This window comes from Salinibaculum sp. SYNS191, assembly GCF_037338445.1.
In the GTDB taxonomy this organism is placed as follows: domain Archaea; phylum Halobacteriota; class Halobacteria; order Halobacteriales; family Haloarculaceae; genus Salinibaculum; species Salinibaculum marinum.
Genome location: NZ_CP147839.1, coordinates 1 through 26,636, shown reverse-complemented (window position 1 = coordinate 26,636; position 26,636 = coordinate 1). Strand labels below are relative to the sequence as shown.

Annotated in this window: 25 protein-coding genes and 1 pseudogene; 14 read left to right on the top strand and 12 right to left on the bottom strand. The window is 58.4% G+C overall.

Annotated features, from left to right (window positions below):
- Positions 1-23 precede the first annotated feature (23 nt).
- The 3 genes from WDJ57_RS20535 (at position 24) to WDJ57_RS20525 (ending at position 2,457) form a co-directional block, all read left to right on the top strand.
- Entirely contained in the window at positions 24-1,025 is a 1,002-nt protein-coding gene (locus WDJ57_RS20535; RefSeq protein ID WP_338906410.1) for a DUF6610 family protein, read from the top strand.
- Positions 1,026-1,095: 70 nt separating this feature from the next.
- On the top strand, positions 1,096-1,443 hold the full coding sequence (locus WDJ57_RS20530) for a hypothetical protein (RefSeq protein WP_338906409.1): 348 nt from the start codon (positions 1,096-1,098) through the stop codon (positions 1,441-1,443).
- Positions 1,444-1,530: 87 nt separating this feature from the next.
- Positions 1,531-2,457, top strand: coding sequence for an ArdC-like ssDNA-binding domain-containing protein (locus WDJ57_RS20525; RefSeq protein WP_338906445.1), 927 nt, complete (start codon positions 1,531-1,533; stop codon positions 2,455-2,457).
- A gap of 10 nt (positions 2,458-2,467) precedes the next feature.
- Here the strand turns inward: WDJ57_RS20525 and WDJ57_RS20520 are convergent, their stop codons facing one another.
- Entirely contained in the window at positions 2,468-2,821 is a 354-nt protein-coding gene (locus tag WDJ57_RS20520) for a hypothetical protein (protein WP_220581131.1), read from the bottom strand.
- Between the two features lie 195 nt (positions 2,822-3,016).
- Between WDJ57_RS20520 and WDJ57_RS20515 the strand changes: the two genes are divergently transcribed.
- Complete coding sequence (locus WDJ57_RS20515) at positions 3,017-3,832, top strand: hypothetical protein (protein ID WP_338906473.1); 816 nt, start codon at positions 3,017-3,019, stop codon at positions 3,830-3,832.
- Positions 3,833-3,845: 13 nt separating this feature from the next.
- On the opposite strand, the gene WDJ57_RS20510 is transcribed toward WDJ57_RS20515, so the two are convergent.
- Together WDJ57_RS20510 and WDJ57_RS20505 are read right to left on the bottom strand one after the other, a co-directional pair.
- On the bottom strand, positions 3,846-4,649 hold the full coding sequence (locus WDJ57_RS20510) for a DUF6036 family nucleotidyltransferase (protein WP_338906444.1): 804 nt from the start codon (positions 4,647-4,649) through the stop codon (positions 3,846-3,848).
- Positions 4,646-5,572: a MarR family transcriptional regulator gene (locus WDJ57_RS20505; protein ID WP_338906404.1), complete on the bottom strand. Its 927-nt coding sequence runs from the start codon at positions 5,570-5,572 to the stop codon at positions 4,646-4,648. Before WDJ57_RS20505 ends, WDJ57_RS20510 begins: the two co-directional genes overlap by 4 nt.
- Positions 5,573-5,710: 138 nt before the next feature.
- Between WDJ57_RS20505 and WDJ57_RS20500 the strand changes: the two genes are divergently transcribed.
- Positions 5,711-6,034 carry a hypothetical protein gene (locus WDJ57_RS20500; protein WP_338906402.1) on the top strand — a complete coding sequence of 108 codons (324 nt, stop codon included), beginning with the start codon at positions 5,711-5,713 and terminating at the stop codon, positions 6,032-6,034.
- Between the two features lie 565 nt (positions 6,035-6,599).
- Here the strand turns inward: WDJ57_RS20500 and WDJ57_RS20495 are convergent.
- The 5 genes from WDJ57_RS20495 to WDJ57_RS20475 form a co-directional block, all read right to left on the bottom strand.
- On the bottom strand, positions 6,600-7,529 hold the full coding sequence (locus WDJ57_RS20495) for a cell division control protein Cdc6 (protein WP_338906471.1): 930 nt from the start codon (positions 7,527-7,529) through the stop codon (positions 6,600-6,602).
- Positions 7,484-7,867, bottom strand: a complete 384-nt coding sequence (locus WDJ57_RS20490; protein ID WP_338906483.1) for a hypothetical protein — start codon at positions 7,865-7,867, stop codon at positions 7,484-7,486. Before WDJ57_RS20490 ends, WDJ57_RS20495 begins: the two co-directional genes overlap by 46 nt.
- Before the next feature lie 173 nt (positions 7,868-8,040).
- On the bottom strand, positions 8,041-10,206 hold the full coding sequence (locus WDJ57_RS20485; RefSeq protein ID WP_338906442.1) for a type B DNA-directed DNA polymerase: 2,166 nt from the start codon (positions 10,204-10,206) through the stop codon (positions 8,041-8,043).
- Between the two features lie 2 nt (positions 10,207-10,208).
- A complete protein-coding gene (locus tag WDJ57_RS20480; protein ID WP_338906400.1) occupies positions 10,209-10,514 on the bottom strand; it encodes a hypothetical protein in 306 nt (101 codons plus the stop codon).
- A 2-nt stretch (positions 10,515-10,516) separates the two neighbouring features.
- Complete coding sequence (locus WDJ57_RS20475) at positions 10,517-11,458, bottom strand: hypothetical protein (protein WP_338906399.1); 942 nt, start codon at positions 11,456-11,458, stop codon at positions 10,517-10,519.
- A 1,121-nt stretch (positions 11,459-12,579) separates the two neighbouring features.
- On the opposite strand from WDJ57_RS20475, the gene WDJ57_RS20470 reads away from it, so the two are divergent.
- Both WDJ57_RS20470 and WDJ57_RS20465 read left to right on the top strand, forming a co-directional pair.
- The gene (locus WDJ57_RS20470; protein WP_338906398.1) at positions 12,580-14,175 is read left to right on the top strand and encodes a hypothetical protein; all 1,596 of its coding nucleotides are present in this window, start codon (positions 12,580-12,582) and stop codon (positions 14,173-14,175) included.
- Positions 14,176-14,299: 124 nt separating this feature from the next.
- On the top strand, positions 14,300-14,986 hold the full coding sequence (locus WDJ57_RS20465) for an SOS response-associated peptidase (protein ID WP_338906397.1): 687 nt from the start codon (positions 14,300-14,302) through the stop codon (positions 14,984-14,986).
- Positions 14,987-15,004: 18 nt separating this feature from the next.
- Here the strand turns inward: WDJ57_RS20465 and WDJ57_RS20460 are convergent, their stop codons facing one another.
- Positions 15,005-16,033, bottom strand: a complete 1,029-nt coding sequence (locus WDJ57_RS20460; protein WP_338906396.1) for a Cdc6/Cdc18 family protein — start codon at positions 16,031-16,033, stop codon at positions 15,005-15,007.
- A gap of 458 nt (positions 16,034-16,491) precedes the next feature.
- Here WDJ57_RS20460 and WDJ57_RS20455 point away from each other — a divergent pair, with 458 nt between their 5' ends.
- Entirely contained in the window at positions 16,492-17,463 is a 972-nt protein-coding gene (locus WDJ57_RS20455) for a hypothetical protein (protein ID WP_338906395.1), read from the top strand.
- Between the two features lie 6 nt (positions 17,464-17,469).
- On the opposite strand, the gene WDJ57_RS20450 is transcribed toward WDJ57_RS20455, so the two are convergent.
- Together WDJ57_RS20450 and WDJ57_RS20445 are read right to left on the bottom strand one after the other, a co-directional pair.
- On the bottom strand, positions 17,470-18,351 hold the full coding sequence (locus WDJ57_RS20450) for an HNH endonuclease signature motif containing protein (protein WP_338906440.1): 882 nt from the start codon (positions 18,349-18,351) through the stop codon (positions 17,470-17,472).
- Between the two features lie 52 nt (positions 18,352-18,403).
- Complete coding sequence (locus WDJ57_RS20445) at positions 18,404-19,237, bottom strand: DUF262 domain-containing protein (protein ID WP_338906438.1); 834 nt, start codon at positions 19,235-19,237, stop codon at positions 18,404-18,406.
- A gap of 90 nt (positions 19,238-19,327) precedes the next feature.
- On the opposite strand from WDJ57_RS20445, the gene WDJ57_RS20440 reads away from it, so the two are divergent.
- The gene (locus WDJ57_RS20440; protein WP_338906390.1) at positions 19,328-20,383 is read left to right on the top strand and encodes a GNAT family N-acetyltransferase; all 1,056 of its coding nucleotides are present in this window, start codon (positions 19,328-19,330) and stop codon (positions 20,381-20,383) included.
- Between the two features lie 21 nt (positions 20,384-20,404).
- Here the strand turns inward: WDJ57_RS20440 and WDJ57_RS20435 are convergent, their stop codons facing one another.
- Positions 20,405-20,842, bottom strand: coding sequence for a TIR domain-containing protein (locus tag WDJ57_RS20435; protein ID WP_338906388.1), 438 nt, complete (start codon positions 20,840-20,842; stop codon positions 20,405-20,407).
- Between the two features lie 127 nt (positions 20,843-20,969).
- Here WDJ57_RS20435 and WDJ57_RS20430 point away from each other — a divergent pair, with 127 nt between their 5' ends.
- The 5 genes and pseudogenes from WDJ57_RS20430 to WDJ57_RS21700 all read left to right on the top strand — a co-directional run.
- Entirely contained in the window at positions 20,970-21,911 is a 942-nt protein-coding gene (locus tag WDJ57_RS20430) for a TIR domain-containing protein (protein WP_338906386.1), read from the top strand.
- On the top strand, positions 21,904-22,674 hold the full coding sequence (locus WDJ57_RS20425; RefSeq protein ID WP_338906385.1) for a RipA family octameric membrane protein: 771 nt from the start codon (positions 21,904-21,906) through the stop codon (positions 22,672-22,674). Before WDJ57_RS20430 ends, WDJ57_RS20425 begins: the two co-directional genes overlap by 8 nt.
- Positions 22,675-22,681: 7 nt before the next feature.
- On the top strand, positions 22,682-22,903 hold the full coding sequence (locus WDJ57_RS20420) for a hypothetical protein (RefSeq protein WP_338906383.1): 222 nt from the start codon (positions 22,682-22,684) through the stop codon (positions 22,901-22,903).
- Between the two features lie 357 nt (positions 22,904-23,260).
- Entirely contained in the window at positions 23,261-26,317 is a 3,057-nt protein-coding gene (locus tag WDJ57_RS20415) for a PD-(D/E)XK nuclease family protein (RefSeq protein ID WP_338906436.1), read from the top strand.
- Positions 26,310-26,636: pseudogene (locus WDJ57_RS21700) on the top strand (UvrD-helicase domain-containing protein); the annotation flags it as partial. The gene WDJ57_RS20415 and the pseudogene WDJ57_RS21700, both read left to right, overlap by 8 nt.

The window sequence follows — 26,636 nt, the reverse complement described above, 5'->3', positions numbered from 1 at the left end:
GCAGCGGCCTCGCGAGCCTAATCATGTCCCTCGAGCTGAGCTCCAGCGCCAGCACCGCCCGCGAAATCGCCGCCGCCAGACAGGCAGATTACGTGGCGTTTCTGCATCGAGCACCGTTTGTCGTCGACGCTGTCGAACTCGGCTTCCTTCCCGGGTTTCGCGAGGACTGTGGGTACCAAGAGACGCAGTATCAGAACCTCAGCCTTCCCGTTGGTATGCTCGACAACGATTTCCGAAATCCCGATCTGGAGCGGTTTGTCGACCGTTTCTTCGAGTACGAACCAGAGGTTGGGGTCATCGGGGACGTTGACGAAATCGACGACGTCGACGCCCACGTCGCTGCGGCTCGTGAGATCCAAGCGAGCTATCCTGAGGCCGAGCTCATCGTCGTTCCGAAGTCGCGGGCGGTGATCGACGCGATGCCCGAGAACCTTGTCCTCGGGTATTCACGGGGATACGCCGACCGCCTGGCCCACGAGTTCTCCGACCCAGCCGATTGGAGAGGGCGGCGCGTCCACATCCTCGGCGGGAGTCCACCCAAGCAGCTCGACGCCATTCGACAGCTGACCAGACCGACACTCACCGACGAGCCACCGGCCGACATCGTCGGCGTCGACTGGAACGGGCTGCATCGTGGCGCACAGTTCGGTGAGTTCTGGACGGCCGACGGCTGGGACGACAGCGGTCGCGACGCCGACCACGTCACCGTCCGAAAGACGGTGCGCCACAGCCTCGCCCGCGTCCGTGAGTTTTGGAGGACCCAAGGAATCTGGCCCGAAACGACACCGCAGGACGAGGGGGTGGCCGTGGAGTACGAGGGCCCGAGTCCTGCCGATCTCGAGGACGCCGCCTGTACCGAGTGCGGGACGAACGTCTGGCGAACTCGCCGCGGCCCGTACGTCGCCGAGTACGATACCGGCGCAATCTGTGGATACTGCAGCTACGAGTGCTACTTCAGCCACCGTCACCGGAACAACTTGGAGGAGATCGCCGGCGAGCAGAGCGTCTACCTCCCGCCGGCGTGATTTCGCGACCTGTTTTTCGTGCCCCCGAGAGGGCGAGGGCTTCTTCGAAAGCTCTCAGAGGTGACTACCAGTGAGTCAACAACAGAGTCCCGACAACGTCTCGATCGACGAGATCCCGGTCGATATCGACAACACGCAATCAGCGGAGGTCGATTCCGCCGACGTCCCTGACGAAATCGAATCCATCACCCGTGGGCTCGCCGGTGAGCAGCCGCCGACGAATCCGCTGGTCGTGCTGAAAGCGGCCCGGTGGTGGTACATTCACGGCAATGGCGGCACGGATCCCGCCTTCCAGTGGGCCATCGAGTGGGCACGTCATCTTGCGACCGACACGCCTGGTGACGTCGAGCGGTTCGACGAGTTCCTCGAGTACCTCGTCTCGGTTGGCTTTGCGGACGAACGTCACGAGCTCCGCTGACCGACAGAGCGGTTTTTTGAACGCCCCTGAGGGGTGCGGGGCGGTCTGAACAGACGCAGTCGCCGTGAACTTGATTCGGTGAACACAATGGCTACGACTAGTGACTCGTCGGTCTCCTTCGACCAGACCGACACGCGATCAGACGAGATGAACAGTACCATCGAACAGTGGATCGACGACCTCGTCGCCGGCGTCGACGACGCGCAGGCCAGCGAAGAGTTCCAAGAGTGGCTCGATGTCCAGAGTCGTTTCCACGACTACTCCTACCGGAACACGCTCCTCATCAAGCGGCAGTGTCCCGAGGCGAGCCGGGTGGCGGGCTACCGGACGTGGCAGGAGGAGTTCGACCGCCACGTCAAGGAGGGTGAGTCGGCCATCTGGATCTGGGCACCGATCATCTCCAAGCAGTGCCCGGAGTGCGAGAATTCGCCGAGCTACCATGAGGACAGCGACTGTGACTACGATGAGACGCCGCCCGAGGAGTGGTCCGATGGCCTGGTCGGATTCAAGCCTGCGCCGGTGTTCGACGTCTCGCAGACCGAAGGCGAGCCGCTTCCCGACCTGAACACTGAAGCAACCGGGGACGCCGGCGACCTCGTCGAACAGTTGACTGTCGCCGCTGACGACCTCGGCGTGACGGTGCGGATCGTTCCAGCCGAGGAGTGGACCCACGGCGAGGCGAAGGGCATCTGCGAACAGCTGAGCCTCGTCGACGTCCAGCCGCTCGTCGAGGTGCGCGATCGGGAGAATGAGGCCGACCTCGCGCGGACGCTGATTCACGAGTACGCCCACGCCCTGCTCCACTTCGACGTCGACGACGACACCGAACGGTCGAAACGCGAAGTCGAGGCCGAAGCCGTCGCGTACGTCGTCGGGCGGTACTGCGGGCTCGACACGAGCGGATCGGCGTTCTACCTCGCTGCGTGGGAGTCGGACGATCCCGAGGTCATTCGCGAGCGGCTCGGACGGATCAGTCGGACGGCAGAGGAACTCATCGACGTCCTCGAAGAGTAACCCTCGCGCTTCACTTGCGGAACAGTCCTACGAGTAGCATCAAACCAGCAGCTCCTATCGCGAAAGTCGTTTGAACTGCAGAGAAACCCCCGCGAAGTGCCATTCGAGTATAATTGGGATTTGAATGGTAGAGGTCGCTCGCCATCCTAATTATCGCATCAACTAGTGGAGCCAACACATCAAATACCAGCGCCTTTCCAAAATTCACCCCTGCTTGACCCAGTCGGTACGCAACCGTCACCAAGAAATTCGCCTTCCCCGTCAGGAAATGGCGGTTTGAAGGTGTGACGTACTGTCCCCTTCCGTTGGTCGGGTTAAATGGCCATTTTGCGAACTTCACAGCCTCAGTAAACAGCGATGCCACAAACGCGATAAGTCCCCGAATCATCTTGTGTGTTATGTAGTAACTAGTAGCACATTAAATTTCGTTCTCAAAAGGCACCAAGCCAGACGGCTAAGTGAGCCAGATCAATTCTCTATGTCATCATTGGCTTCCAGTTTCTGGAAGTTTTTCTGCGCCCGCCGAGGGCCGGAGGCGCGTTCTTACCTCCGTCGAATGATGACTGAACCCTATCTCACGACGGTCCTCGAGGAAGCTGAGCACGCTGCCGAGCAGCATGACCAGGTCGCTCGAACGACAGACAACCAAGCCCACGAGTACCTTCGATACGCCGTCCTCCGGGTGCTCGAAGGCGAGGCGGAACACCTCCCGGCGGACTGGACGCCGATCGACGGCGTGACCGTCGGCTACGGGAGCGACGAGGCGATGTACAATAGCTGGGGCTCCAGCGAAGACTGGTGGGAGATCGTCCCGCCGCAGGTGGCGTGTACCCGCTTCCGGGTGTTCTTCCCGGACGACCACCAGACGGTTCCCCGCGACATCGTCGACGTGATGGCCGCGCTCGGTGCCTGGCGCGTCTGGACTGGGTGCGCAGCCGCCTGTGGCTCCTACGACCATCGCGAGCGCCGCGAGGTCCACTACCTGTGGCCGGAAGGCCATCCGGTGGAGGAACTGCTCCACGAGCGGCTCAGTGGCCCTGTGGAAGCCGTCGCTCCGGACGGGGGTCGAACGGGCGACGTTCGCGACCGACTGGTCGTCGACGAGAACGCAGAGTCACAGGACGATCTCGAGCCCCGCACGAAGCGTGCTGTCGCCGAAGCGATGGACGTCTCACTCCTCTCGAAAGGTGGCCGCTACGAGGTGCGGTCCGCGTCCGGGAACCGGTACGAAGTCGACGTCATCGACAAATCGTGTACCTGTCCCGACTGGCAGCAGCGCTCACCCGAGGGGGGCTGCAAGCACCTGCGTCGCGTCGATCACGAGATCAAACGGGGCCGCGTGCCCCGACCAGACGGCCGCCTTCCTTCCCCGTAGGGCGACGATTGAGCTACTCCACAGGACGGACCGTGTCGCCATCTCGTTGGACCCGGTCGAACGTTGAGAGATACGCAATCCGGTCGTGAACCTCGTCGGTATCCAGCTCCAGTTCGGAGGCCAGTTCGTCGACGGTCATCGGCTTGTCGAGTGCCTGGAGGACTTCGAGCCCCCGGTAGTACCTGTTCGTGAGTTCCTGGACGCGGGCCTCGATCGGCGTGGTCACTCCGTACCGCTCCTCGAGTTCGACCAAGGCCTCGTTCGCGAACGTGGCGAACTGATCGTCCCCCAGGCGTTCGATCTGGGCTTCGAGTTCAACCCGGACGACGTCGTAATCGAGGCCGGCCTGCACGAGCATATTCATGTCCTCGATGTCGTCGTCGCGGCCTGCGATTGCCTTGAACAGGAAGATATCCTCGTTGCTGACCAGCCGGACCGTCAGTCGATCCGTGTCGAGGAACGGCTCGCTGCGCTCTTGCATCCCGTCGGTGAGCACGAGCTTGTTCGCGACTTGCTGGTTGAAGATGTCGAGGCGACACCCATCGTCGTTCTCGACGCAGCTCGTCGCCCCCAGCGCCCGGTAATCTGGATCCAGGGATTGAACCTCCGCATACCCGAGATCCATCAGGACGGCCCACAGCTGACCGTACGCGTCGCCATCAGGGACGACTAGGTCGATATCTTTCGTCGCCCCCTTGAGGTCGCGCAGTGACATCGCACCACCACCGATCAGGAATACCGTGAGCGGTTCAGATAGGCCATCCCCGATCCGCTGGAATTCGTTCTCGATGTACTCGCGTCCGAATGTTGGTCTCATTGTGGTAGTGGCACCTCGTAGTCAGCCGCCAGCTCTTGGAACTCGTCCCACTCCGGGAGCCGGTCGTCGTCGACCTCGTCGTGCGTCTCGAGGTAGCGGAGCAAGGCGTCGATTTCGTCTTCGAGGCCATACTTCGCCGCCTGCTCTCGGAGGTCCGCCTCGTCGACGTCGACGTGGCTGAGCAGGAGGAGACAGTACGAGCGGTGACGGCTGCCGTCGTCGATCAGCAGCATGTGACAGCAGAGCTCCGCCGGCGAGACTGCGTCGAGGTTCTCGGAGTAGACGTAGTAGCGGTGGCCGGTAAGCAGGAACTGGAGGTCAAAGGCCGCGAATCGAGCGAGGCCAGTTTCGTGGAATCCCTCGGCGTCGATCTCCGTCTCAGCCTGGGCGAGAAATTCGTCGTAGTCCTCCCAGAGAATCGTGCCCTTCGGGGCAACGGCTTCGAGGCGATGGCGATGGAGATGGTGTGTGAGTTCACGGGCGAACTCGTGGAGGCGGTCGAAGTCGGCGTTGAACTCGTAGCGGCCGTCGGCCGTCCCGACGAGCCCACGGTCGCGAAACCGCTTGAGGACCCGGTTGACCGTATTGCGGTAGTTGTCGCTCCGGTCGGCGATCTCGGAGACGGTTCGCGGCTGGTCGAGGTAGTACAGCACCTCGAGTGCCTTCCCGGTCAGTAGATCGGGGAAGTCGATATGGGAGTGCTGGCGGACGAGGTCCTGGTACCGTTCGACGGCGCGAGTATCCGACGGGACGACTCGTTTTCGGCGGCCGTCGCGTTCCGTGTAGACGAGCCCCTTCTCGACGAGGTCGGCGACGGCACGAGAGAGGTAGCTCTCGCTGTGGTCGAGTTTCGTCGCGAGTTCGGAGATCGTGTCGCCGCGGTCGACCGTGGCGAGGACCTCGAGTTCGATGCGCCGGAGCACGGTGTAACATAGTACGAAACTTGTATATAAAGAAGTTTCGAGTAGTGTTACATCCAGCAATCGCGAGAACCGTCCCCATCGTCTTAACCAACAAAACTATGGACTCGTGGGTCGTGTTGGTTAACACGAGAGTAGCCGATGTCCTACGAACCCCCGACCCCACCGGCGAACCTCCCGACGGAGATCGTCCACACGCTCAATGAAGCCACACCGGAGCATCTTCGAGACGTTGCCAGCTACGCCGAGGCGTTGGCCGAATACAAGGAGCGTGAAGCTCGTCTCGAGGAGGAAGCGGACGACGCCGACGTCGAGGCGCGCCCCGATGACCTCCCAGACGACGTGCCGGCGAAGGCGACGATCACGATCAAGGAGATCAACGACAACCGCTACTACTACTGGCAGTGGCGGGAAGGCGATTCGGTGACGTCGAAGTACAAAGGGCCGGTGAATCCCAACGAGTAGACGAGATGGAACTGTAGCCTGATGTTTGTTTCAACGTGATTCGTAGCGTAGCAGATGACACCCCCCAGAGTGTGAATGGGATCGGTTTACCCGACACCCCTCGGTGTGAATGGGCTATCAACCGCCACTCTCTAACGAGACTTCACGCCGAGAGAAGACAGAGCAACACGCGGATAGATTACGCCTCGTTTACCCCCACACCCCTCAGTGTGAATGGTCCACCACCCAGGGTACCGCGATTAAGAAGTCCTTAACAGCAGAAGTCCTCTCACCGTAGGGAAGGTTTTCGCCTCAGTGACGAAGCGTCGGCTTCGGCACAAGGCCTTGCCTTTTAGAATACGTCTACTCGGAGGACTGTTTAGACTGTAGTATAATAAAGATAACTACAACTGCGGTGCGGTGCAGTAGCGGACCGGGTCAGCTACGGTGGCAGGACTTGTAAGCCGCTCTCCGTGCCGGTAATGGGACCTCAGACGGACGACACAGCTTCTACGGGTCAAGTCCTGCTCCGTCTTTACTACTGCCCTGACCTATAGGGGACCATTCACACCGAGGGGTGGGAGGGTCACCATCCCATCAACGTCTGGAGTTCCGGCGTTGAGTTGATCAGTCCAGTTCGTGTACTCTCCACGTCTCCTTGGAGCGAATACGACCTGAACTTCCCCTGATCTCCGCCTTCCTTCTTTTTCGATTCGAGAACTCCTGTCGTCACGTGCTTGTTCAGAAGCTCAAGCGCACGATTGTACCCCTTGGGTTCTACTTCGACGTCCCGTGCTACTGTTTGGTAAACCTCGTGAATCTCTGACGTCCGGAACCATTCTTTCTCCGGGTTATTCCGGTCAAGACGTGTGAGAGCAAACAAGAGTAATTTCCCGGACAACGGAGTCCCTTTCACCATCTCCATAAAGAGCTCAACTTCGACGAGTTCGTCAGCTTCGAAAACGTGATTCGCGGTCACAATATCATCGCCTTCTTCGTCAGCGATCTCGCCCGCATTTCGGAACAATCGGACTGCCCGTCGAGCGTCACCGTGTTCTTCAGCTGCGAGTTCAGCTGTGGTTGGAATCACCTCGTCATCCAGGACACCGTCGTAAAATGCGTCCCGTCGATTTTCGAGGATTGCAATGAGCTGGTCTTCTTCGTATGGCGTGAACGTTCGGTGTTCTGGCTGGAGAGTCGATTGAACCCGTGACTCGATTTCTCCTTTGAATTCGATGTCGTTCGAAATCCCGATTGTAAGGACTGGGAAGTCAACGTCGTCTTTTGATTGTGACCGTGATAGCGTGTAGAGGACCTCGTTGACTTCTCCGTGCTTGTCGATTTCATCGATGATGACGACAAGACCGCCAGAAAACTCCCGCTGAACAACTGGCCACAATTTCTGATCCCGATAGTGCTCGGCTGAGAGGCCCTGATAGGGGACATCAAGCGGGTTCTCTGCTTTCGCGTTTACCTGCTCTGCGATCTTTCGGAAGGTGGAGGTATACGTAGAGATGGGGTCTGGGTTGATGTAAGCAGTAACGATGGGGAGTCCGTTCCTGCAGTTGCTGCTTCGAGCCGTTCGCAGACGTGTCTTGCAACCAGTGTCTTCCCCGTCCCGGTTTCTCCCCACTCCAGAACGTTATCCGGGACGCTGTTTGTCCGCATCTTCCGGAGATTCTTGGCCAAGAACGTGATATGGTCGTCTCGGCCGACGATTCGATTGGCGTCAGGAACGTTATCGATCTCGAGCAACCACGGTTTCTCAAAAATATCCGATTCGTCTTCGCTATCCCCCTCGTCGATATTTAATATCTCGTCGACGGTTGTTTGCGTGGAATCATTGTTTGGCATGGGCGGACCAATTCGCCCCATTCACAAATAGGTTGTCCACCCTCGGTGTGATTGATTCCCTCCATTCACACTCCGGGGGGTGTTACATAGACCAAGGCCCCCCAGAGTGTGAATGGGATCGACCTCGTCGCCCACTTGTGGTTTTGCTCGCATCAAGTGACATCTGAGCCTACTCATCCGTTCCGGGCTGCTGTGAACTCCGTCAGCTCCACCTCTCGTGTCTCTGCGAGTCTCCGTCGAATGTCTGTACGAGCCCACCCGAGCGGTGAAAGCACGCTCTCGACCGCTCTGATCAGCTGCGTCTCGTAGTACGAGGCGTCGTAGGTCTCGATCTCCTCGTGGGCGAGGGCGACCCGGTCTCGCGAGGATTTCTCGTCGTCGACGACCACGTACTCGATATCCTGCCCCGGGTGGACTGCCAGTTCCTGCTCGCGAGCCCGTTTCAAGGCGGCCACGTTCTGGGTATTCTGTGAGTAGCCTTCCAGGGGCTTGGAGACACGATTCCGCTCGACGAGGCGCTCCACTGCTACGTTGCCCGCCTGCAGTTCGTCGATTGCTCGTTCGAGCCGTCCGAGCACCGCGTCCGGTGACCGCGTGGCATCGAGCTGGTCGAGACAGTCCCGCTGGATGTCCACGATGAACGGCGGGGTTGAGCGCTGCCGGGCTTCGATGCCTCTGACCTTGAAGTCGTCGTCGCCGGCGACCTTGCCGAAGTACTTCGTCAGCGCGCCGGCGTCGCTCTCGCGCTGCGGAACGAACGCCACCCAGTCGTAGTGGGCCTCGTGTTCGAGCCGAATCTCGACGCGTTCCGTGATCTCCGTCGCGAGCGTCCCGAGGTCCTCGCGGTCCTCGTCGTCGACGTCAGGGTCCGGCGTCACCCAGATGGAGTCGACGATGCCGTGGACGACGCGCCAGCCGCCGGCTTCCAGCCGCTGTTTCGCCGTCAGCAGAATCTCGCGAGCGAACGCGTTGATTGCTTCGTGGCACTCGATTCGGCCGAATTTCGCGTTGCTGAACCCTTGATAGCCGAAGCAGGCGACGAGGATCCACTTCAGCGCTCCCGACCGTCCCTCGAGTTCCGCCAGCCGGTCCTCGTCGGGGTTGTCCCGTTCCTTCTCGCGACGGATGGCCGCCTTGATCTCGTCGCGCGCGTCGATGATCGGCTGTAGCACGTCGACGAGGTAACCCCGCTCGTCACAGATCGAGTACCCGAGGCCGGGGACGTCCTCGCGGTCGCTGTGGCACTCACACCGGATGACGTCCGGCGAGACGTTCCGGGTACAGATGATGTTCGGGTACAACGAGGAGAAGTCGAGTTCGTGGACGTTCTCGTGAAGCCCGACCTCGGGCGCGAAGATGAAGCCGCCGCGGTCGGCGTCGTGGAGCGTCCCCATCGGTTTGTAGAACTCGTGGCGCCAGGAGTTCCATGGCACGAGGACGCCGCGGTCGTGGGCTTCACAGATCTGGATCGCCGTGAGCACGTTCCCGATCGACGCCCATGCGAGCTCCTGGACGGGCTTGTTCGAGCGCGACACGAGGTCGAGGACGCCCTCGAGGTTCGTCTCCCCGTAGAAGAACGTGTTCGATTCGTCGATGATCGCCCGGCCGGGCACGTTGTACCGCGCCGGTGAGTGACCGACGCGGCCGTAGCTCGAGTACGTCGACCGGCTCGCGAGTTGCTGGTAGTCGACGTCCGGCCACCGACTCAGCGAGAAGCCGTCGACGCCGGCAGCCGTCGCCATCTCGTACAGAGTTGGGACGATCTCGCTGGTTGAGCAGACCAGGACGTCCGGATCGTGTGCGTCGAGCGCCCCCTGGACGGCGGTCAGGAGATCCGTCGGCGAGCCGGTAACAGTATCGCCGGCGACAGACAGCTCCCCATAGATGTCGTTGCTCGTTTCGGTCACCGGAACGCTGAGCCGGAGCGTCGACAGCTCGCTCGCCGGCGTCGGATCGGCGTCGGTCTCCAGACAGTACCGGAACTCTCGCGAGAAGTCGACGTTGAAACAGGCGAGATCCCCGACTGGATAGTCCGACAGCTGGCGCGCTTGCCGGGCGAGTGGAGTGACGCGATCGATGTGGGCAACGTCGACTGCGAGAACGGCCTCCTCGTCTCGTCGAAAGCCGGGGCGTCGCGCAACCATCTCGGTCGCGACGACGTCCGGGTGCTGGTCGTACACCGACTGGAGCGTTGTGAGGTCGAGGTCGGTCTCTGGGTCGCGAGCGGCGACGTAGAAGCGTGGGGTGTAGTCTTGGCGCTCGGTCGCGACGGCGCCGTCGGCGGTTGCCTCCCACTCCAGGACGCGGCCGTCGTCCAGAAAGTCGATACTGAACGGCATCGTCACGGGTTCGCGTCCGGTGGGCCACTCTCTTGATCATCGCTCGCTGTGACTGCGGCTTCGAGCTCCTCGAGGCGTTCCTCGTGGTCGTCGAGGCGGGCCTCCTGTTCGAGATCGATGCTGAGCAGCGCCGGCAGCAGCGGATTTTGGTGGTTCAACAGCCCGCTCGCGTCGGCGTGCTCGCGGGCGTACTCGAACAGCTGGTCAAATCGTGGCTGGTCGCGACGCCGCAGTGCCCGGCGGAACTCTGCCCAGCGCTCTTCGATAGCCCGGAGCGCATCCCGGTACGTCGGGTTTGTGCGCCCCATCGCTATCGGCCTCCTGTCCCGGTCGCGGTCCACGCATCGAGCAAGGGGTCCGTAGTGGCCGCCACCGTCTCACCGTCAGCTGTGACGCCTGTCCCGACACCCTCCGGAGTCGGCGTCGACGGCGTCGACGTTGTCGGTTCCACGCCGACCTGCGTGGCGCGTGCCGCGAGCAGCTGCCGCCAGTACGCGAACGTCGTCTGGTAGTACGCGCCGTCGTCGACGGGATAGACGAGCGTCTCGAAGTCTTTGCCGACGACCCGTGGCCCCATCCGAGTCTGCTCGCACTCCAGGTGGTGGTCGGCGACCGTCGCGACTGACTCGGTGAATTCGTTTCGTTCGTTTCGCGTAACGAGCACCGGGATGTCGTACCCCTCGGCGTAGGTTGCCAACCGAGCGAGAGTTCGAGCCTGAAGGGTTCCCGCGTGGGTTTCGCCGAGGATATCGTCGGCGCGGTACTGGACGTCGACGGCCGGCGCGACGATGAGGGCGGGCGTGTGGGGCGACGTGTCCTCGTCACGACTCGGTTCCCCTCGACCGGCCGTCCCGGCGTCAGTGGTGGACATCTGGATCGACTTGTTCACTGCCGTCGGGAGATTACAGACGGCGCCGTAGTGCTGGTAGGCGGTGAATCCGCGGGCGACGTGAATTCGGTTGAGCAACCGTTGACTGGGCGCGATCTGGGCGAGTGTCGTCGTCGCGTGACCATTTGCGTCGACCCAGAAGGCGGGCCCGTCGTGCAGGAGGAGATGGTCGAGTACGAGCGACTGCAGGATTGGGACGCCGCGGCCTCCCTCGACGTCGAGCAGCGTGATGCCGTCGCCGAGTGACGGCAACAACATCTCGTCCGTAGTCGGATCGGCCTGGTCAGCAAGGGACCGATTGCGGTCAGCGCCCCGTGTCGGCTGGTCCACCGTCAATCGGTTCGACGTTGAGTGTTCTCCCATACTAGATTAGTTGTCTACGTTCCCGATAAGCCGCGGCGTGTCGCTTCCGCGTTTCAGGAAACTCGATGTGATCCCCTCCAATCCCGGTACAGTCCCGAGTAGTCTCCGTTTGGATCCTGTTTCCGAGAATAGTTCCTGAATCGAGCGCACTTCGTGTTAACCAACACCCGGCCGTATCGACGGCGGTGTGTTGGTTAAACCTGCCCAGCTGCAGTCTCGAGCCTGACTGCTCGGTATGTTAATGCTCAACGCCACGTTGGAAGAGGTGCTCTATGAGCTATCCACGAACCCACGTCGACCACCGAAACCCCGATCACCACGAGTCAATGCACCCAACTCGAAATATCGTGAACGCCCACGTTGTCGCTGGGGAGTTCCTCACTTCACGATACCACGATGCGCTTCAAACTGTTCTCCATCCCCTCGGCGAATCTCTGGACACCAAAGACCAACATGCGCTCAACGACCTTGGCATCGTCCATGCTAATGGTTCCTTGAACGAGCTTTCCCCTATCGTTCGTACATACGTCAAACTCGACGAGTATTGGACACGCACCCATCGTACTGCGCTCAACGAATTATTCGATGATCGACGTGCTCACGTCCTGAGTTGCTGTACACGGTTCCTTTCTGAGTTCTCTCGACACACACTCGAAGTCGAATCTGGCCGTTCCGGAACTGCGCTGGATACTACCCTTGCTCCACTCCTCGAAAGCGGATTTCTCTCACACACAGATGATGAGAAAACGCCATATTCTGTTGATGAACACCACGCGCTATATCGACCGACTGAACGGCTCTTCGACGCACTTCTTGACCAAGCAGCTGTTCTCTGTGAGCTTCTGCCGCCGACAGAGCTCTAATCGTACGATTCAGAGTCTTTTCGCCTCTGTGGGATCCTCTTGGTCACATACCATCTGCGGTGAAACAGCCGATAAGTAGGCTTGCGAAGTGACCGCTCCTGTCTTCCCAGTTTCAGATGTGTTCAGAGTACGGTGCAAGATGCAGGACGCATAGTCAGCACAATGTTCTGGAGGCCTTGTAGCGTAGTTAAATGATGATTGCTATACCTTCTTGTTTCTGGCACGACCGACTTCCACAAGAACGGGTCACTGGCTGCTATGGACGATATTGAGCGCATTCAGGCGTACATCCTCGGTCGGCTTGATCGGGAACCGCAGGAGAAGGCGGACGTCATCGACGAAATCGACGAGAATCGTGGCGACGACCGTGATACCATCGAATTTGCGTTCGAGGATCTGATCGATCGAGGTCGGATCCAACCCGACGACGAGGATCCACCGACCTACTCTCTTACTGACGCCGGCGAGGTCAAGATGCTTTTCGAAGGACCAGCGGTGATGCTGGCGATCGACTTCGTCGGCGTCCCAGACAAGAACCAGTTGGATGCCTATCTTATGGACCTATACGAGGTGGAAGAGACACCGGAGGAGATGACGACGGGGGGAACGGGTACACTCCCGCTCACCTCGCAGGAATGGGGCGAAATAGAAATGGATCGGGACGAGTTCGACTCTCTCAAACTGACGGTGCTCCAGTTCAACTCCGTCCCGCTCGGCTATCACATCGTCCTCTCCGGAAAGCTGACCTCGGACCACTTCGACGCCATTTGGGCCGCGGACCAGGATGCAGGTTTAGCGCCGGCCCGTGACGCGATCCGCGAGGTATGGAGTGACATCTTCGACGGGTTCTCGCTCGGCCTCGTCTCCAGCCATGATGACCCAGTACGGCTCGTCGGGAGGAACACGCCGATAACCGTGTCCACTCTCAAATTAGGGTTAAGCGTCAACGAAGCCTTGACTGGCTCCCGCGACGTCACGGATCATCAGCGTCTCTACCGCTCGTACGCCTCGCACTTCGGAGGACACGGATTCTTCGAGATGCTGGATATCGATCCATTATCCTCCAAGTCGGTGATCCCACAGGCGGCGAACGCGGTGTGTATCGTCGGTTCAGGGAGTGAGATGTCGCCCGATAACATGACGTACCATAGTTCCTATACCATGATCGAGATCTCTGACCAGCTGGTGCTTGATGAAAACACGCAAACTCCGCCTTCAGCGCTTTCCCTGAGTTCGGACTTTTTTGTCCGGTTCCTCCCGTTGCTCTACCTCTTCAACTGGTTCAAAGACAAGCGATTGGAATTCTGGGAGTTGAACGAGTCGGTCCGGGAGCTCTCCCTGTCGCAGATAGATGCCGGCGGCAGTATAGATGACGTCCAGGATGACATGGAGCACCTGATCGATGCCGACTTGGATTTCACAGAGACGTACTCGCGGGTCCTGTTCCACCAGCAGATCGCGGAGAACTATTTCGAATATTTGACCGACTGGTTCGAGCAGCGCGACCACGGTGAGATTCCTGTCTCGGATATACGGCGGATCGACGATACGGAAGAAACTCAAGGTGTGTTCACGACCATTCTGGATGATATCGTCGACGAAATGGAGTTGGTCGAGGAGAACTATGAAGGTCTGTTTGACCGGTACTCGGTGACTGCGACCAGCTTGAATCGGCTGTTGTCGTACCAATCGTCGGCAACGAACATCCAGATTAACAACACGGTGAAGTGGCTGACGGTGGTCTTGGTATTTCTGGCGTTGTTCGGCGGCTTCGGCGGATATGATATCGTGGCAGATCTGGCAACGCAAGCCTATGAACGCGCTGTAGAATTAGCTGGACACCTACCGTTCTAACCCGTGAAATCTTTCGTCTGTACTTGTCGATTGTCCCCAAATATAAAATCAAACGAGGGAGCAACAGCACCACACCTTCACATTTCCAGATACGTTGAAGACTCTCCCAGTTGGACTGGGAGGTATGTGTGGCCGAAACTCGCTCTTCATCGACCAAGCAGACCTCGAGGCTCGCTTCGATGCCGAGGTCGTCGCGGACGGCGGGTACACACCCCGATACAACATCGCGCCTGGCGACGACCTCCACATCATCACGAACGAGGCTTCCGACGAGATCGACGCCTACCACTGGGGGCTGATTCCGTTCTGGGCGGACGAACCCGAGGAGGGCATCATCAACGCTCGCTCCGAGACTGCCGACGAGAAACGCGTCTTCGAGCGGGCGTGGGAATCACGTCCTTGCCTCGTCCCCTCGTCTGGGTTCTACGAGTGGCAATCGCCGAACGGCGGGTCGAAGCAGCCCTACCGGATTTACCGGGAGGACGACCCCGCATTCGCGATGGCTGGGCTCTGGGACGTCTGGGAGGGCGACGACGAGACGATCTCGTGCGTCACGATTCTCACGACGGAGCCGAACAACCTGATGAACTCAATCCACGACCGGATGCCGGTCGTCCTCCCAAAGGACGCTGAGTCCGACTGGCTCGCCGCAGACGCGGACACCCGCAAGGAACTGTGCCAGCCGTACCCGAAAGACGATCTGGACGCCTACGAGATCTCGACGCGGGTCAACAACCCCGGCAACGACGATCCCCAGGTCATCGAGCCGCTGGACCACGAGCAATCGGGCCTCGGCGAGTTCAGTTCCTGATAGCTGACGGGATCACGGTCACTGCATCGGCGACGCCGCCGCTGAATCGACGAGCGAGTACTCTCGATCCCGACTCGTCCCCTCCGCCTCGAGGAGGTTGTACTGCTCCATCTTCGAGAGGTACGTGCGGATAGTCCGCTTCGTCCGTGGGTCATCGACGTCCTCGGTATAGCGCTCGTGAATCTCGCTCGGCCCGACCGGGCCGTGCTCGCGAACGATGTCGTAGACGACGCGCTGGTGCGGGGTGAGCGAGTCGAGGCTCTTCTGCTTGATTTGGGCCCGAGCATCCTCGGCGGCATCCAGGAGAATGTCGTCGGTGATGCGCTCGTGGTTCTCGCGATCAGCCTTACCGGCGGCCGTTCGGAGGATACCGATTGCGAGGCGGGCGTCGCCGGCGGCCGCGTCGGCGATTCGATAGAGTTGGTCGTCGGTGATGACGTCATTGTCGAGCCCCCACTTTGCCCGCGCACTCAGGATATCGTACAGCTGCTCGTCGTGGTACTTGTCCATCCGGACGTGTTCGCTGGAGCGCAGCCGGCTCACGAGCCGGTCGTCGACGCGGCTGAACAGCTCCTCTTCCTTGTTCGCTATGCAGATGATCGCGAATTGCGGGAGGCTGTGGAGGTCGTAGATGACGCTGGGGTCTTCGAGCTGGTCGACCTCATCGAGGATGACGACGGTTCGCGGGCCATCGTGTTGCTGGAGGCGGTCGACGAGTTCGTCGTGGGGCGTCGACTGCCGGTGGATGTCGATGGTTGCACCGAGGTCGTCGAGGATCTGGTAGAGCGTGCGGAACCGGGTGTAGTTGCGCCAGCAGTTGACGTAGGTGGTCTCGACATCGAGGACCTCCTCACGTAGGCGTTCGGTGACGAATTTTGAGATGCACGTCTTGCCGGCGCCGCTGGGTCCGGTGACAATAGCGGTGTCGGCGGGTTCGCCGTTCGTGATTGGCTCGAGGACACTGGAGAGGTGGTTGACTTCGGCGTCGCGATGCTCAACTTCCCGAGGAACGAACCCGGCCCGGAGGACGCGAGCATCGCGAATCATCTGTCTCTGACAGACTGATTTCGGGTCAGGTTACAAAAGCCTGACCGGGTTGTTTCCGGAAACTCCTATGATAGTACCATCGTGAGTACCCAAAAACCTACGCTGTATCCCGATTTGTGTTCATGGAAAGTCGAGGCTTCCGGAAACTTCCGGAAACTCATCCTCCACTACTGATTTGACACCAAGTGAGTGATTTCTCTTTGACCCCCGAACGACGGGGTGCCGGAGAAATGGTCATTATGATCGAGTGACAAGCAAATCTAATACAGCCATCGACTTCGATGCCATATCTTGGAGTTCTAAACGGAACACGGGTAATCCCACCGCAAGTAGCCGACGGCACGTCTGTTACTTGTCCTGCGTGCGACCAACCGATGGCCGTTGTACGGTCTCACGAACGAGGTTCTGCTTTCATTTCCCGTCATTTTCGGCACCACGAACAGGAGGGTCGTTCTGAGATGGGCCAAACTGCAGGTCAGGCAACCTTTGCTGATCTTGTAGATGTCGGCGAGTGCCCTGGTGAATCGGACGAACATATGAAAATGAAGTCGATTGCATATGCTCGATTGGAGCACGATTTCCCCGATGCGACAGTTGAGCTTGAATCCGGTATCGACGGCCGAATTGCGGATGTCCTGCTCACATTCGATACTCCCCGAGAGCCCCATGGAAGGGGTATCGCGATAGAGGCTCAGTATCGGAATCAGGGCAAAGATATCGAGGCAGTCACTGACCATTATCTACAGCGTGACTATAGCGTTGCATGGCTCAATGAGGGCGATTTCTCAGAGTACGATGTTGATCTCTCCGGAATACTGTCTGTCTGGCCCTATGCGCTTCCGTCGCGGTCTGATATGGAGGGGTACCCGGAAGTCATCAGATGGCTCTGGCAAGAGAAGTCGCCCTCTGTTTCGGTAGAGATCCCTGTACCCGGAGAATATTGGGCTTCATTCGATAAGTCGGATGAATGGGTGACCGTTGCTCAACAAGATCTCCGACGGAAGGGGCGCGCTTGGGCGACTGTTTCTCGCTCACCAACGGGTCAGCTAACTCTTCAGCTTGGAAAGAAGGACTGGGGCTGGGACGGAGATACCCACCGTGTCACCGTTCAGCTTGAAGAATCGGATACCGAGGAACTCCGGTCATTCACTAATAACTTGGAACGGCTGGCATTTGGGTCGGATCGTCCGACTGAGGCAGATCGGGAACGCCCTTGGCATGATTTGACAACGGCTTGGTTCGCCGGTTCCCCCCGTGTTACCTCCTGGCTCTCAGCTTCCCTCTCCCCCGATGACGACGTAGTCCTCTCGTTAGGAAAGAAACACCCGAAGGAAACCGATCGCGTTAGTGTACAAATTGATGAAACTGCGACTCAGGCTCTAAATGAGCTCACTGATCTCCTTGAGAGGGCTTTCGAACTGGAAGCTTGATTGCGGTTAGAACGGTTGGTTCTCGAGGATGTGCTCCATAATGAGCTGCTCCCGAGCATTAACGAATTCCTCAAAGGTCATCTCCTTGGCGCCCTCTGGGATATGGTGAGTCTGCTTGTAGTCGTCCGTTCGGGAGTTCATCCAGTCCTCGAAGTCGTCATCGGATTTCATCTTGTTCGTCTTGTCGATCAGCAACTGGAGGTTCCCCACTCGGTCGGCATCTGCCTCCTCCGGGAGTACCGACTTCGGGATAATGTGGTCGATATCGTAGTCTTTGCCCCGTGCCGGTTCATCGGGATAGTGCGACAGCTGCAGAAGGAACTCGATGTCGCGCTTCCCGTACTGGAGCTCCTCGAAAAGCGTGGTCAACTTTTCTTCGGTGAAACGGAGGGAGGTTCCGTAACTGGATGCCACTTCATCACTGATCCGCTCAAGTGGGAATTCCGAGGTCTCCTCTTCCTCTCGGATAACATCCCGGACGAGTTCTGCGATCTGGTTCGATGATTGGCTGGTGAATCCGTTGAGTCGGGCCGCACAGATATAGTAGAGAATGTCACGACGCCGCCCGCGTCCTTTTATAGAGGTCGAATCGAGCGAGGGATTCTCGTTCTGGTAGAGGTAGTAGGCGATAGGTGTGTAGAGGGCGGGACTGAGGATGTAGGTCACCGTCGGATAGTAACTGTTCAGAAGCTCAGCGAGTTGTTCCATCGTGTTCGAGAACGTATCGGTAAGCCAGATCTCCTTCAGATTCCGCAGCAAGTCGAGTGTGTAGTTGTCGAACCGATACTGGATCTCGTTGCCGTTGATTGCGAGCAGTACCTTCTGGACGTGCTTCGTAGCAAAAGGAGCGTTCCCACCGTCGATGATCCCGTTCAGTTCGTCGACCATCGAGTGCACCTCGTCCCGTGCGTTGATTTCCGGCGGCTCCTGTTGCCAGCTACTAGTCATCAACGACAGGAGGATTTCGGCACGATTCGGTGTCACCCTCCTGATTGATCCGTACGAAGACGTCACGAACACGGGTGATGTCGTTCTCGTCTTCGGTAAAGAAGTGGAGCTTCTCGTCCTTGTGGACCGCTCGATAGAGGTCCTCGAAATTACGCTGAGCGTTGAGAATCAGACTATCTGAATTCTCTATCTCGGGGTGGTTCTCGACCAGCTCCTGGATCTCTCCCTCAATTTCCTGGCGTTCTGCATAGAAATCGTCGTTGTCAGAGATGGACATGATTCGGTTGACTGGATACCAGTATGCATTCGCGGTTGCGGACTTCTCAGAGCGGAAGGAGAAGTCGTATTTATTGCCGAGTTCTGAGTCCGCTGTCTGCGGGTCCGAGAGGAGGTTGAGATAGAGTCGCTTCTGAACCCACGAACTGGCCTTGTTCCGAGGGTGGTTGTGTTTCCGCTCGTAGAATGATCCGGTCAGACCGATATTGAGCGCGGTCAGTCGCTGCTGGCCGTCGAGGACTAGTTTCACCGGTGACGGGAGTGGGTCTTCAGAATTGTGCGGGGGGTTTCGATGGGTCGGTGTTGTGAGTGACTGGGGAAAATTCGGTTCGTCGACGTAGTGGGTGACGAAGCGATATTTGGGCTGAGCCTGTGCTTCCTCAGCCGAGAGGTTCCACTGAAGGAGCGCACCGATCGGATAGTCCCGTAACAGGGAATCAAACAGATCCACGATGTCACTCGTTTCCCAGACGAACTCCCGCTGAATCGCGGGTAAGAGATAAGAATAATTTATGTTTTCCACGACCTCAGCGATCCGCTTGGTTTCCATATTCCGTCTTGTGGTATGCTGGTTTTATATATCCACATAGTGGTGGTCGCCTATCATTTATAACGTCACAGAGCGATTTCTGATACGGAAATGAGTTTGAATATTCCACTTCCTGCGGGTCTCGGGGACTATGCTTGGCTCGAAACTCTTGCTCAACGTGAGGAGATTAATCAAACGATTCCTCTCTATATCGAAGCTGATGACGGGATTGAGGTCGTCGCTGTTTCCCTTCTCTGTGAAGATGATCTTCGGATGATCTACCGGGCACCCGGTGGTTGGCAATTGCTCACAGAATATGAGTTGTCCGAGGACCCGATTATTCACGTAGACGACCTCCTTGATGCTGTCGTTGCATTTGTGGGAACAGACGCGAGAGTCGTTCAAAAACTCGCTCAGGAACTCGGTGAGAAGTTAGAGGAGCATTGGAAGATGGGATTTGTTCCGTATAGTCAATCTGGGAAGGGGGACAAATTTGAGGAACTTAGACAGGACTGCAATTGCTCAGGGATTGACGACCCGTCAATTGAGCGTGTTCCGGGAATGTCCGAAATCGAGGAATCAGCAGAATTTCGCTGCCATAACTGTATGAGCCTATACGGTATCGAGTATCAGGGTCGTAGAATCGATCTTGATGAGGTGTTCAGTGCTGAGTGGCTCTTCACGAATTCGACTCCGGATGACATCGTGGAGATCGGTGCCGAAGATTCATTTCTCGTGTATTCTAATGGTCGACCAATAGACAAAACAGAACGAGTCATCGGCGCGATGACTAGCTATGGTGGTGACACGAGTTCTTCTTTTGCCCGATATATCCCTGAAAACCACCAGGGATTGCTCTATATTCGAGATGACGACGCGGCTGGATACGTCACTTGGGAAGAGCTGGATGGAATACAGGTTCTTCGACAGCTGTATGTCCGGGATCATTACCGGCGCCGGGGGATTGCTGAGGAGTTAATTCAGACTTGGTGCCAGGAGTACTGTAAGGATGATGTCTACTATATCGACGAACCAAATGATAAGAGCCGGTCTCTGTTTTCAAAACTGGGCCACATTAACGGAGACGGTGAGTACGAAGCGATCGAACTCTACCCGATTCGTGGAGTTGGAAACAGTCTCGACGGTAGCCAGACTCTCCCTCAATAGTTCATCCACGCTCTCATCAACTCAATCAGCCAGGTCTCGAATTCCCTCTACCACACTCTTTCCTTGCCAACCCACGATCTGGTCTGCGTGGTCTTCAACGAAATTGGGCATCTGCTCGTTTCCGCGCGGTGTAACACCCAGAATAGGCTTGCTCTCGATTTTAGCTAAAATAGTTTCTTTCTTGATCCATTTGCTGTGTGCTACGTACATTCCCCCGAGTATTATTACGACCGTAGCTGGCTTGATCTGGTCTTCCCGGAGCGCCTGTTCCAGCTCCTTTTCGGTGTCAGCATCGATCTCATCCACCTTCGGTACTGAGTAGTTCCGGAAACTGAAATTCGGGTAGTCGCGAAGTAGTTCTACCATCCGATTGTACTCGTCGCTGTACTCCCAAGAGTGCGAGATGAACAGTCGGTATTCGCTCCGACGGTTGCTTGAAGATCTGCTGTTGAAGCTCATAACTATATGCGAATTGTTGACGGCTTACCCGTTTAGTACTATGGTCCTCTCTGATGCGGAATCCAAATATGGCGATATTCCAGGGGGAAGAACTTATACTATTTAAAAACGGATTGTTCATACGGTTATGAGCCAAGACACCTCCTCCCCATTGAAAACCACCTGGGAGGCTGCGTTTGATGATATTCGTGGCAGTCCAAACCCCGAATCAGCTGTTCGATTCGTTCTGAAGTCAGCTGTTAACGATCTACCTACCGGATTCTATCGCGATGATGGAGACCGCATACTACCGACCTACAAAGGGAACGATCTCGGAAAGGAGTTCACCGTTCGAGAACTCGGCCCCGTTTATACAGTCACGCAATCTGGGGATAACAGTCTCCCTGAGCTCAGTTCCTCTCAACCGTCGCTCTTCGAGCCGAATGACCAACAGTCGGGCCTTGTCCCGACCGACGATCCCCTGAGCCGCAGTTCTACCGACACTCAGAACCAGCAGGGGCTCTCGTCTAGACAAAAAATCGCTGGCGGTGCTTTGCTCCTATATGGTGCCTACAAAGGGCTGGAAGCCTTGGCCTCTGTAGGCTCGTCGACTCAAGAGTCCCCTTCCTCCTCAGGCGGAAATACTGGGCAATCACTCCCTCGCTTAGCACGCGCTGCAACTCGACTTGAGGACAAGCAGTACAACGTTTTTGTCTCCCACTCGTGGGAGTACGACGAACACTACGAGCGTATCGTTGATTTCCTTGACGAGGTTCCGTCGATCGAGTGGCAGAATCATAGTGTCCCCTCAACTGACCCCCTGCCCGTGGATACCGAGTCTGCCCTTCGCTCTGAACTCCGGAACCAGATGAAAACGGCGTCGGTTGTCGTCGTAAGTAGTGGAATGTACGGTGCTCACAGCACTTGGATCCTGGAGGAGCTGGAACTCGCCGATGAACTGGACAAGCCGGTGATCGCAATCATTCCAGAGGGACAATCGAAGGTCCCCGAGAAAATCCAAGAAGTCGCAGATACTCAGGTAGGATGGCGAAAGGCCTCGCTTGTCGACGCACTCGCTGAATATGCCTGATTCAACCGACGAAGCGGCGGTTGATCTCTCAGAGGATGGCGCCGATACTGACGATGGAGACACGCCCGAAACAGAACCTGAACACTCTGAAGAGGTCACTGGAGGGGACCCTGCTGAGCCATCTGAGGAGGAAGATGTTACAGCTGGACCGCTGGCTAATCTAAGTGAGGACGAGAAGAATCGGCTGATGGAGCAGTACATACATTACGGGGAGGTTGCGATCCAGACTGCCAATCAGCGAGTCCAGATGAACCGCTTTTTCGGTCTGATTTTAACCTCGGTACTGGCCGGTCTCTTTGCTCTCGCCCGCGGCAATCTCACGACCACTAACGCTGCGATCGTTCTCTTCGCATCAGGATTCGGTAGTCTGATTTGCTACTTCTGGTATCAGAGTCTTCAATCATACCGCCGGCTGAACAAAGCGCGGTATGCCATCTTGAATGAGATTGAGTCGGTCCTGCCTGTTCGCATGTACCTGGATGAATGGCGATATTTGAAGCGAGAGAAACCCGACCCGGAAATCGTTGATCCTCGTCCCGCTGAAGATGCTGACCACCGCTCGCATACGATTGTGGAACAGTGGTTCGTCCGCCTATTGGCTGCTGGATACATATCCGTCGGAGGGTATGCCGGCGGGTTCATTCTTACTCCACGGGTGAAGAGGTTCATTCCATCACTACCGGACCCATCGGTGGTTGGTTTTGGTGTTGGTGGAGTCTTCCTGCTCGGCTTAGCCATCCTCTTTAGGATTCAAACCCGCTGAGAATATCATGAGACGCTTCGATACCGGTGATTCTGTCCGAATTGATATTCCTGATGAGACTGATCCCGATCACGACTGGCTCCATGGTCGTCAGGGAACAGTTGTTGAGATCATTATTGACGATGCGGGAGCTGTGACTGATGATGAACGCGAGGGATATCTCTTTCGCGTTAAATTCGATGATGGCGAAACTGCTGATGTGCGCTGGCGTGACCTCCGACCCGCTTGATGTGACTTCGATGCTACTATTCGTATCAGTCGAATCCTTCCTACAAGAACGAGGTGCTTGAACTCAGCGTGAACGACACTCGGACACAGTTGTTCGGGTGTTAGCAACCGTCGCCTGAGTTCTCAATCCTCCCTGATTTATTTTGGTTCCTCTCGGTAAGCCACTCCTAAGCTGTCAGTCTCGCCAAGAGTGAAGTGAGACCGATATCTTGGTAGGGAGTGTTCGATGGATTCAACGCTTCTCACCGGCCCGAAACACGCCCGATTGGAACGACGGGCATTTCAGCGGGCTGATGACATCGCAACCGATTCGCTGGGGAGTATTCTCTACATAACGCGGAACGACGCTCGCCGGAGTATGGTCGAGGACAGCTGGGCCGTTTCCCACGAACCTCTCCGTCTTCGTGCCGAGACGCTTGACGCGGTCGTTCGGGAGTGGTACGAACATCTCCACGGTCCGGTTCAACCACTCGCCGGGCAGCTGAACCGCCGGCTGGCGGAGTACGCTCTGGACAGATCGACAGCCGAGACAGACGGCGCTCTCGCCGGTGAACCTGCCTCTGCCGCTCTCGCTGATTCGTTCAGTAGCCGCTTCTCGCTCTTCGACGACGCCGGCGTCGGTACCGCTGACGCGCTCGTAGCGGAGTTCGAGGGCTCAGACCTCGATGACCGTATCGCGAAAGCCACTGTCGACGCGTACCGACACTACCGGGATCTCCACGGCGACTATGTCGACGAGTGGGTCTGTACCCGGGGAGAAATGTTCGACGCCGTCGCGACGGCGGAGCAGTCACTATCGGCGTTCTCGCCGGAACTGGATGTCGTCATCCTTTCCGGGTATCACGAGTTCCGTCCCGTCGAACGCCGCCTCATCGAACGCCTCGCCGACGAACTTCCGACGATCGCACTTCTGCCACTCCACCAGGATGGCCGGAGCGGAGTCGACGCCGTTGCGGAGGGCGCCTTGGAGGTCTACGAAGCACTTGACTTTGAGACAGTAGAACTCGATCCCGTCGACGAGTCAGGGCAGGCCTTTGGAACGATCACCGAGTCGCTCTACCGCCCGGATCCCGACACCGTCCCTGCTCCAGACGCGCTCCAGTGGCGGGAACTCCCGACGCCCGAGCGCGAGATTCGCTTCGTCGCTCGCGAGCTCCGGACCGAGTTGGCCAATGGTCGCGATCCCGACGACTTGGCCGTCGTCGCCCCCGGGACCGAGGCCTATTCGGGGTACGTCGAGGACACGTTCGATACGTACGACATCCCGCACGTCACGACTGCCGCCTCACAGCTGAACCGGACGTTCACCGGGAGCGTCGTCCACGATCTCCTGAACCTCGCCGAACCCGACCCCCGTGCTGAGGACCTCACGTCCCTGTTAGCAAATCCATTGGTCAACGTCGTCGATACCGACCAGGCCAACGCCGTCACGGCAGCTGCTCGCCGGCGCGACACGGTTTCTGTGTCACCCCTGCTCGATGACGTCGACGACGACTCGGCGGCGCTGATCGAGGAGCTACTGGCCACGTTAGAGACGCTCCGAACAGGCGACGTCGAGGACGCAACCGAAACGCTCCGTCGACTGTTGGACGACCGGTTCGACCTGCAGGCGGCGACAGAGGACTACGCCAGCGGTTCCGAGCAAGCCGTCGAACAGCGAGCCTACGACCTCGTGGACGAGGTCCTCGCCTCGTTCGAGTCGCTGGCGGCGGTCAATAGCGACCTTTCCCCGTTGGCACTGTTCACCCGTGCGTTCGATGGCGTGCCGATCCGGGTTCCACAGCGCGCTGCTGGCGGCCACGTTGAGGTGATGGGGCTGCTCGACGCCCGGATGCGCTCGTTCGAGAAAGTGTTCCTCGTGGGCCTGACGAGCGAGCACTTCCCGGTAACGCCGGAACGCCCGGCCTTCTTCGAGGAGATGACCGACGCCCATCCGCGGTTCGACACTGGCGACGAGCGCCTCCGGGGGCGCTATCTCTTCGCGACGCTCCTCGCGAACGTCGATGAACTCACGATTACCACACCAGAGACGGGCGACGACGAGTCCGCAGTCGTCCGGTCGCCGGTCCTCGACGAACTCCAGCGCGTGACCGGCATTGAACCCGAAGACGGCGTCGACGACCGCGTGGGCTCTCGTGAGGACCTCCAGCGGCACGTTGCCGCAACGACCAACCGGCGTGCGGCGGTCAGCCACGCCGGCGACCGGGGCGATCTCTCTCCCGAGCAGACCAAGCGCACGGATCGGGGACTCCACTGTGCGGACAACAGGGGAACGGCTGGCCTCTCCGAACACGACGGCGTCTTAGAACTCGATACAGTCGATGAGGTATACCCTCCGTCTGAACGGGAACCCTACAGCGCGAGTCGTATCGAACGATACGTCGAGTGTGGGTTCAAGTTCTACGCTGACGAAGTACTCGGAATTGCGGATCCGGACGATGTCGAGGTCGTCCCTACGCCCCTCGAAACTGGATCGTACGTCCACGACGTCCTCGAACGGTTCTTCGCGGATTTGCAGGACGAGACCGAGGACGGTGTCGATCTCACGAACTTCGACCGGGACGACCTGGCGACGCACCTTCGCGAGATCGCCGTTGAGGAACTCCGGGATGCTGACTTCGAGTACGACGGCCTGTTCTACGAACGGTGGAAGGCGGAGCTGTTCGCGGGCCTGGGTGACGGCGAGAGTGCTCCGTACGAGGCCGGGAGCAAACCTCACGACGCACCGGAACAGGGGTTGTTCGCTACCTTCCTCGACAACGAACTCTCGCGGGACGGCGCTGACCTCCCACACTTGTTCGAGGCCCCGTTCGGCGAGGGACTTCACGACTCGGATGCTGGGCCGTTCACAGTTGGGCGACCGGACGGCTCGACTGTCTCGATTCGGGGTTACATCGACCGCGTTGACGTGAGCCAGGGTGGCGAACAACCGACGCTCACGCTCTACGACTACAAAACTGGTCGAGCACCGTATATGACGAAGACGACCGGCGGCACGAAGTTCCAGCTCCCCATCTATCTGCTCGCTGCGGCCAACGTCGTCGACGGTGATCTGTTCGAACAGGGATCGCTTTCAGCGACATACTATCAGGTGCGACCCCCCAACGACCTCAAGGTTCCACGCGGCGTCGAATCGAAGTTCGATTCAGAGGTCGAACTCCGCCGGTTCCTGAACGATGTCGTTCCGGAGTGGTTGGGCCAGATCGACAAGGCCATCGGCAACGGACGGTTCCACACGACGATTCTGTCGTCCAGCGGAGCGAATTGCCGATACTGTGACTACCGTCGGGCGTGCGATGTCCGCCATCACCGCAAGCGGGAGTTCGTCGACGAGGTTCACAAGGACGACGCAGCGTATGTTCCGCTCCGTGTTCGCGACGACGAGGACATCCAGACGGTGATGAGCGATGACTGAGGAACCCGAGGAGATTCAGCTCACAGAGGAACAGGAGGACGCGCTCGTCCAGGGCCGGAACGTCGCGATCACTGCCGGCGCTGGGACGGGGAAGACGACAACGCTCACCGAGCGGTACGTGACGATACTGGCCGAGAACCGGTCGCTCACCCCGGAGAATATCGTCACGATCACCTTCACGCGAAAGGCCGCTGCCGAACTGACTGAGCGTGTCCGAGAAGAGGTGTACGACCGGCTGGAGGCTGTAGACTCACCAGAGGCCTATCATCGCTGGCGAAACGTCCTCGACGACCTGGAGGATGGCTACGTCCACACCATT

Coding starts and splice junctions, on each gene's coding strand:
- WDJ57_RS20535 (WP_338906410.1), top strand. CDS start 24: ATGTCCCTCGAGCTGAGCTCCAGCGCCAGCACCGCCCGCGAAATCGCC.
- WDJ57_RS20525 (WP_338906445.1), top strand. CDS start 1,531: ATGGCTACGACTAGTGACTCGTCGGTCTCCTTCGACCAGACCGACACG.
- WDJ57_RS20515 (WP_338906473.1), top strand. CDS start 3,017: ATGACTGAACCCTATCTCACGACGGTCCTCGAGGAAGCTGAGCACGCT.
- WDJ57_RS20510 (WP_338906444.1), bottom strand. CDS start 4,649: ATGAGACCAACATTCGGACGCGAGTACATCGAGAACGAATTCCAGCGG.
- WDJ57_RS20500 (WP_338906402.1), top strand. CDS start 5,711: ATGTCCTACGAACCCCCGACCCCACCGGCGAACCTCCCGACGGAGATC.
- WDJ57_RS20490 (WP_338906483.1), bottom strand. CDS start 7,867: ATGCCAAACAATGATTCCACGCAAACAACCGTCGACGAGATATTAAAT.
- WDJ57_RS20485 (WP_338906442.1), bottom strand. CDS start 10,206: ATGCCGTTCAGTATCGACTTTCTGGACGACGGCCGCGTCCTGGAGTGG.
- WDJ57_RS20480 (WP_338906400.1), bottom strand. CDS start 10,514: ATGGGGCGCACAAACCCGACGTACCGGGATGCGCTCCGGGCTATCGAA.
- WDJ57_RS20475 (WP_338906399.1), bottom strand. CDS start 11,458: ATGGGAGAACACTCAACGTCGAACCGATTGACGGTGGACCAGCCGACA.
- WDJ57_RS20470 (WP_338906398.1), top strand. CDS start 12,580: ATGGACGATATTGAGCGCATTCAGGCGTACATCCTCGGTCGGCTTGAT.
- WDJ57_RS20465 (WP_338906397.1), top strand. CDS start 14,300: ATGTGTGGCCGAAACTCGCTCTTCATCGACCAAGCAGACCTCGAGGCT.
- WDJ57_RS20460 (WP_338906396.1), bottom strand. CDS start 16,033: ATGATTCGCGATGCTCGCGTCCTCCGGGCCGGGTTCGTTCCTCGGGAA.
- WDJ57_RS20455 (WP_338906395.1), top strand. CDS start 16,492: ATGGGCCAAACTGCAGGTCAGGCAACCTTTGCTGATCTTGTAGATGTC.
- WDJ57_RS20450 (WP_338906440.1), bottom strand. CDS start 18,351: ATGGTCGACGAACTGAACGGGATCATCGACGGTGGGAACGCTCCTTTT.
- WDJ57_RS20445 (WP_338906438.1), bottom strand. CDS start 19,237: ATGGAAACCAAGCGGATCGCTGAGGTCGTGGAAAACATAAATTATTCT.
- WDJ57_RS20440 (WP_338906390.1), top strand. CDS start 19,328: ATGAGTTTGAATATTCCACTTCCTGCGGGTCTCGGGGACTATGCTTGG.
- WDJ57_RS20435 (WP_338906388.1), bottom strand. CDS start 20,842: ATGAGCTTCAACAGCAGATCTTCAAGCAACCGTCGGAGCGAATACCGA.
- WDJ57_RS20430 (WP_338906386.1), top strand. CDS start 20,970: ATGAGCCAAGACACCTCCTCCCCATTGAAAACCACCTGGGAGGCTGCG.
- WDJ57_RS20425 (WP_338906385.1), top strand. CDS start 21,904: ATGCCTGATTCAACCGACGAAGCGGCGGTTGATCTCTCAGAGGATGGC.
- WDJ57_RS20420 (WP_338906383.1), top strand. CDS start 22,682: ATGAGACGCTTCGATACCGGTGATTCTGTCCGAATTGATATTCCTGAT.
- WDJ57_RS20415 (WP_338906436.1), top strand. CDS start 23,261: ATGGTCGAGGACAGCTGGGCCGTTTCCCACGAACCTCTCCGTCTTCGT.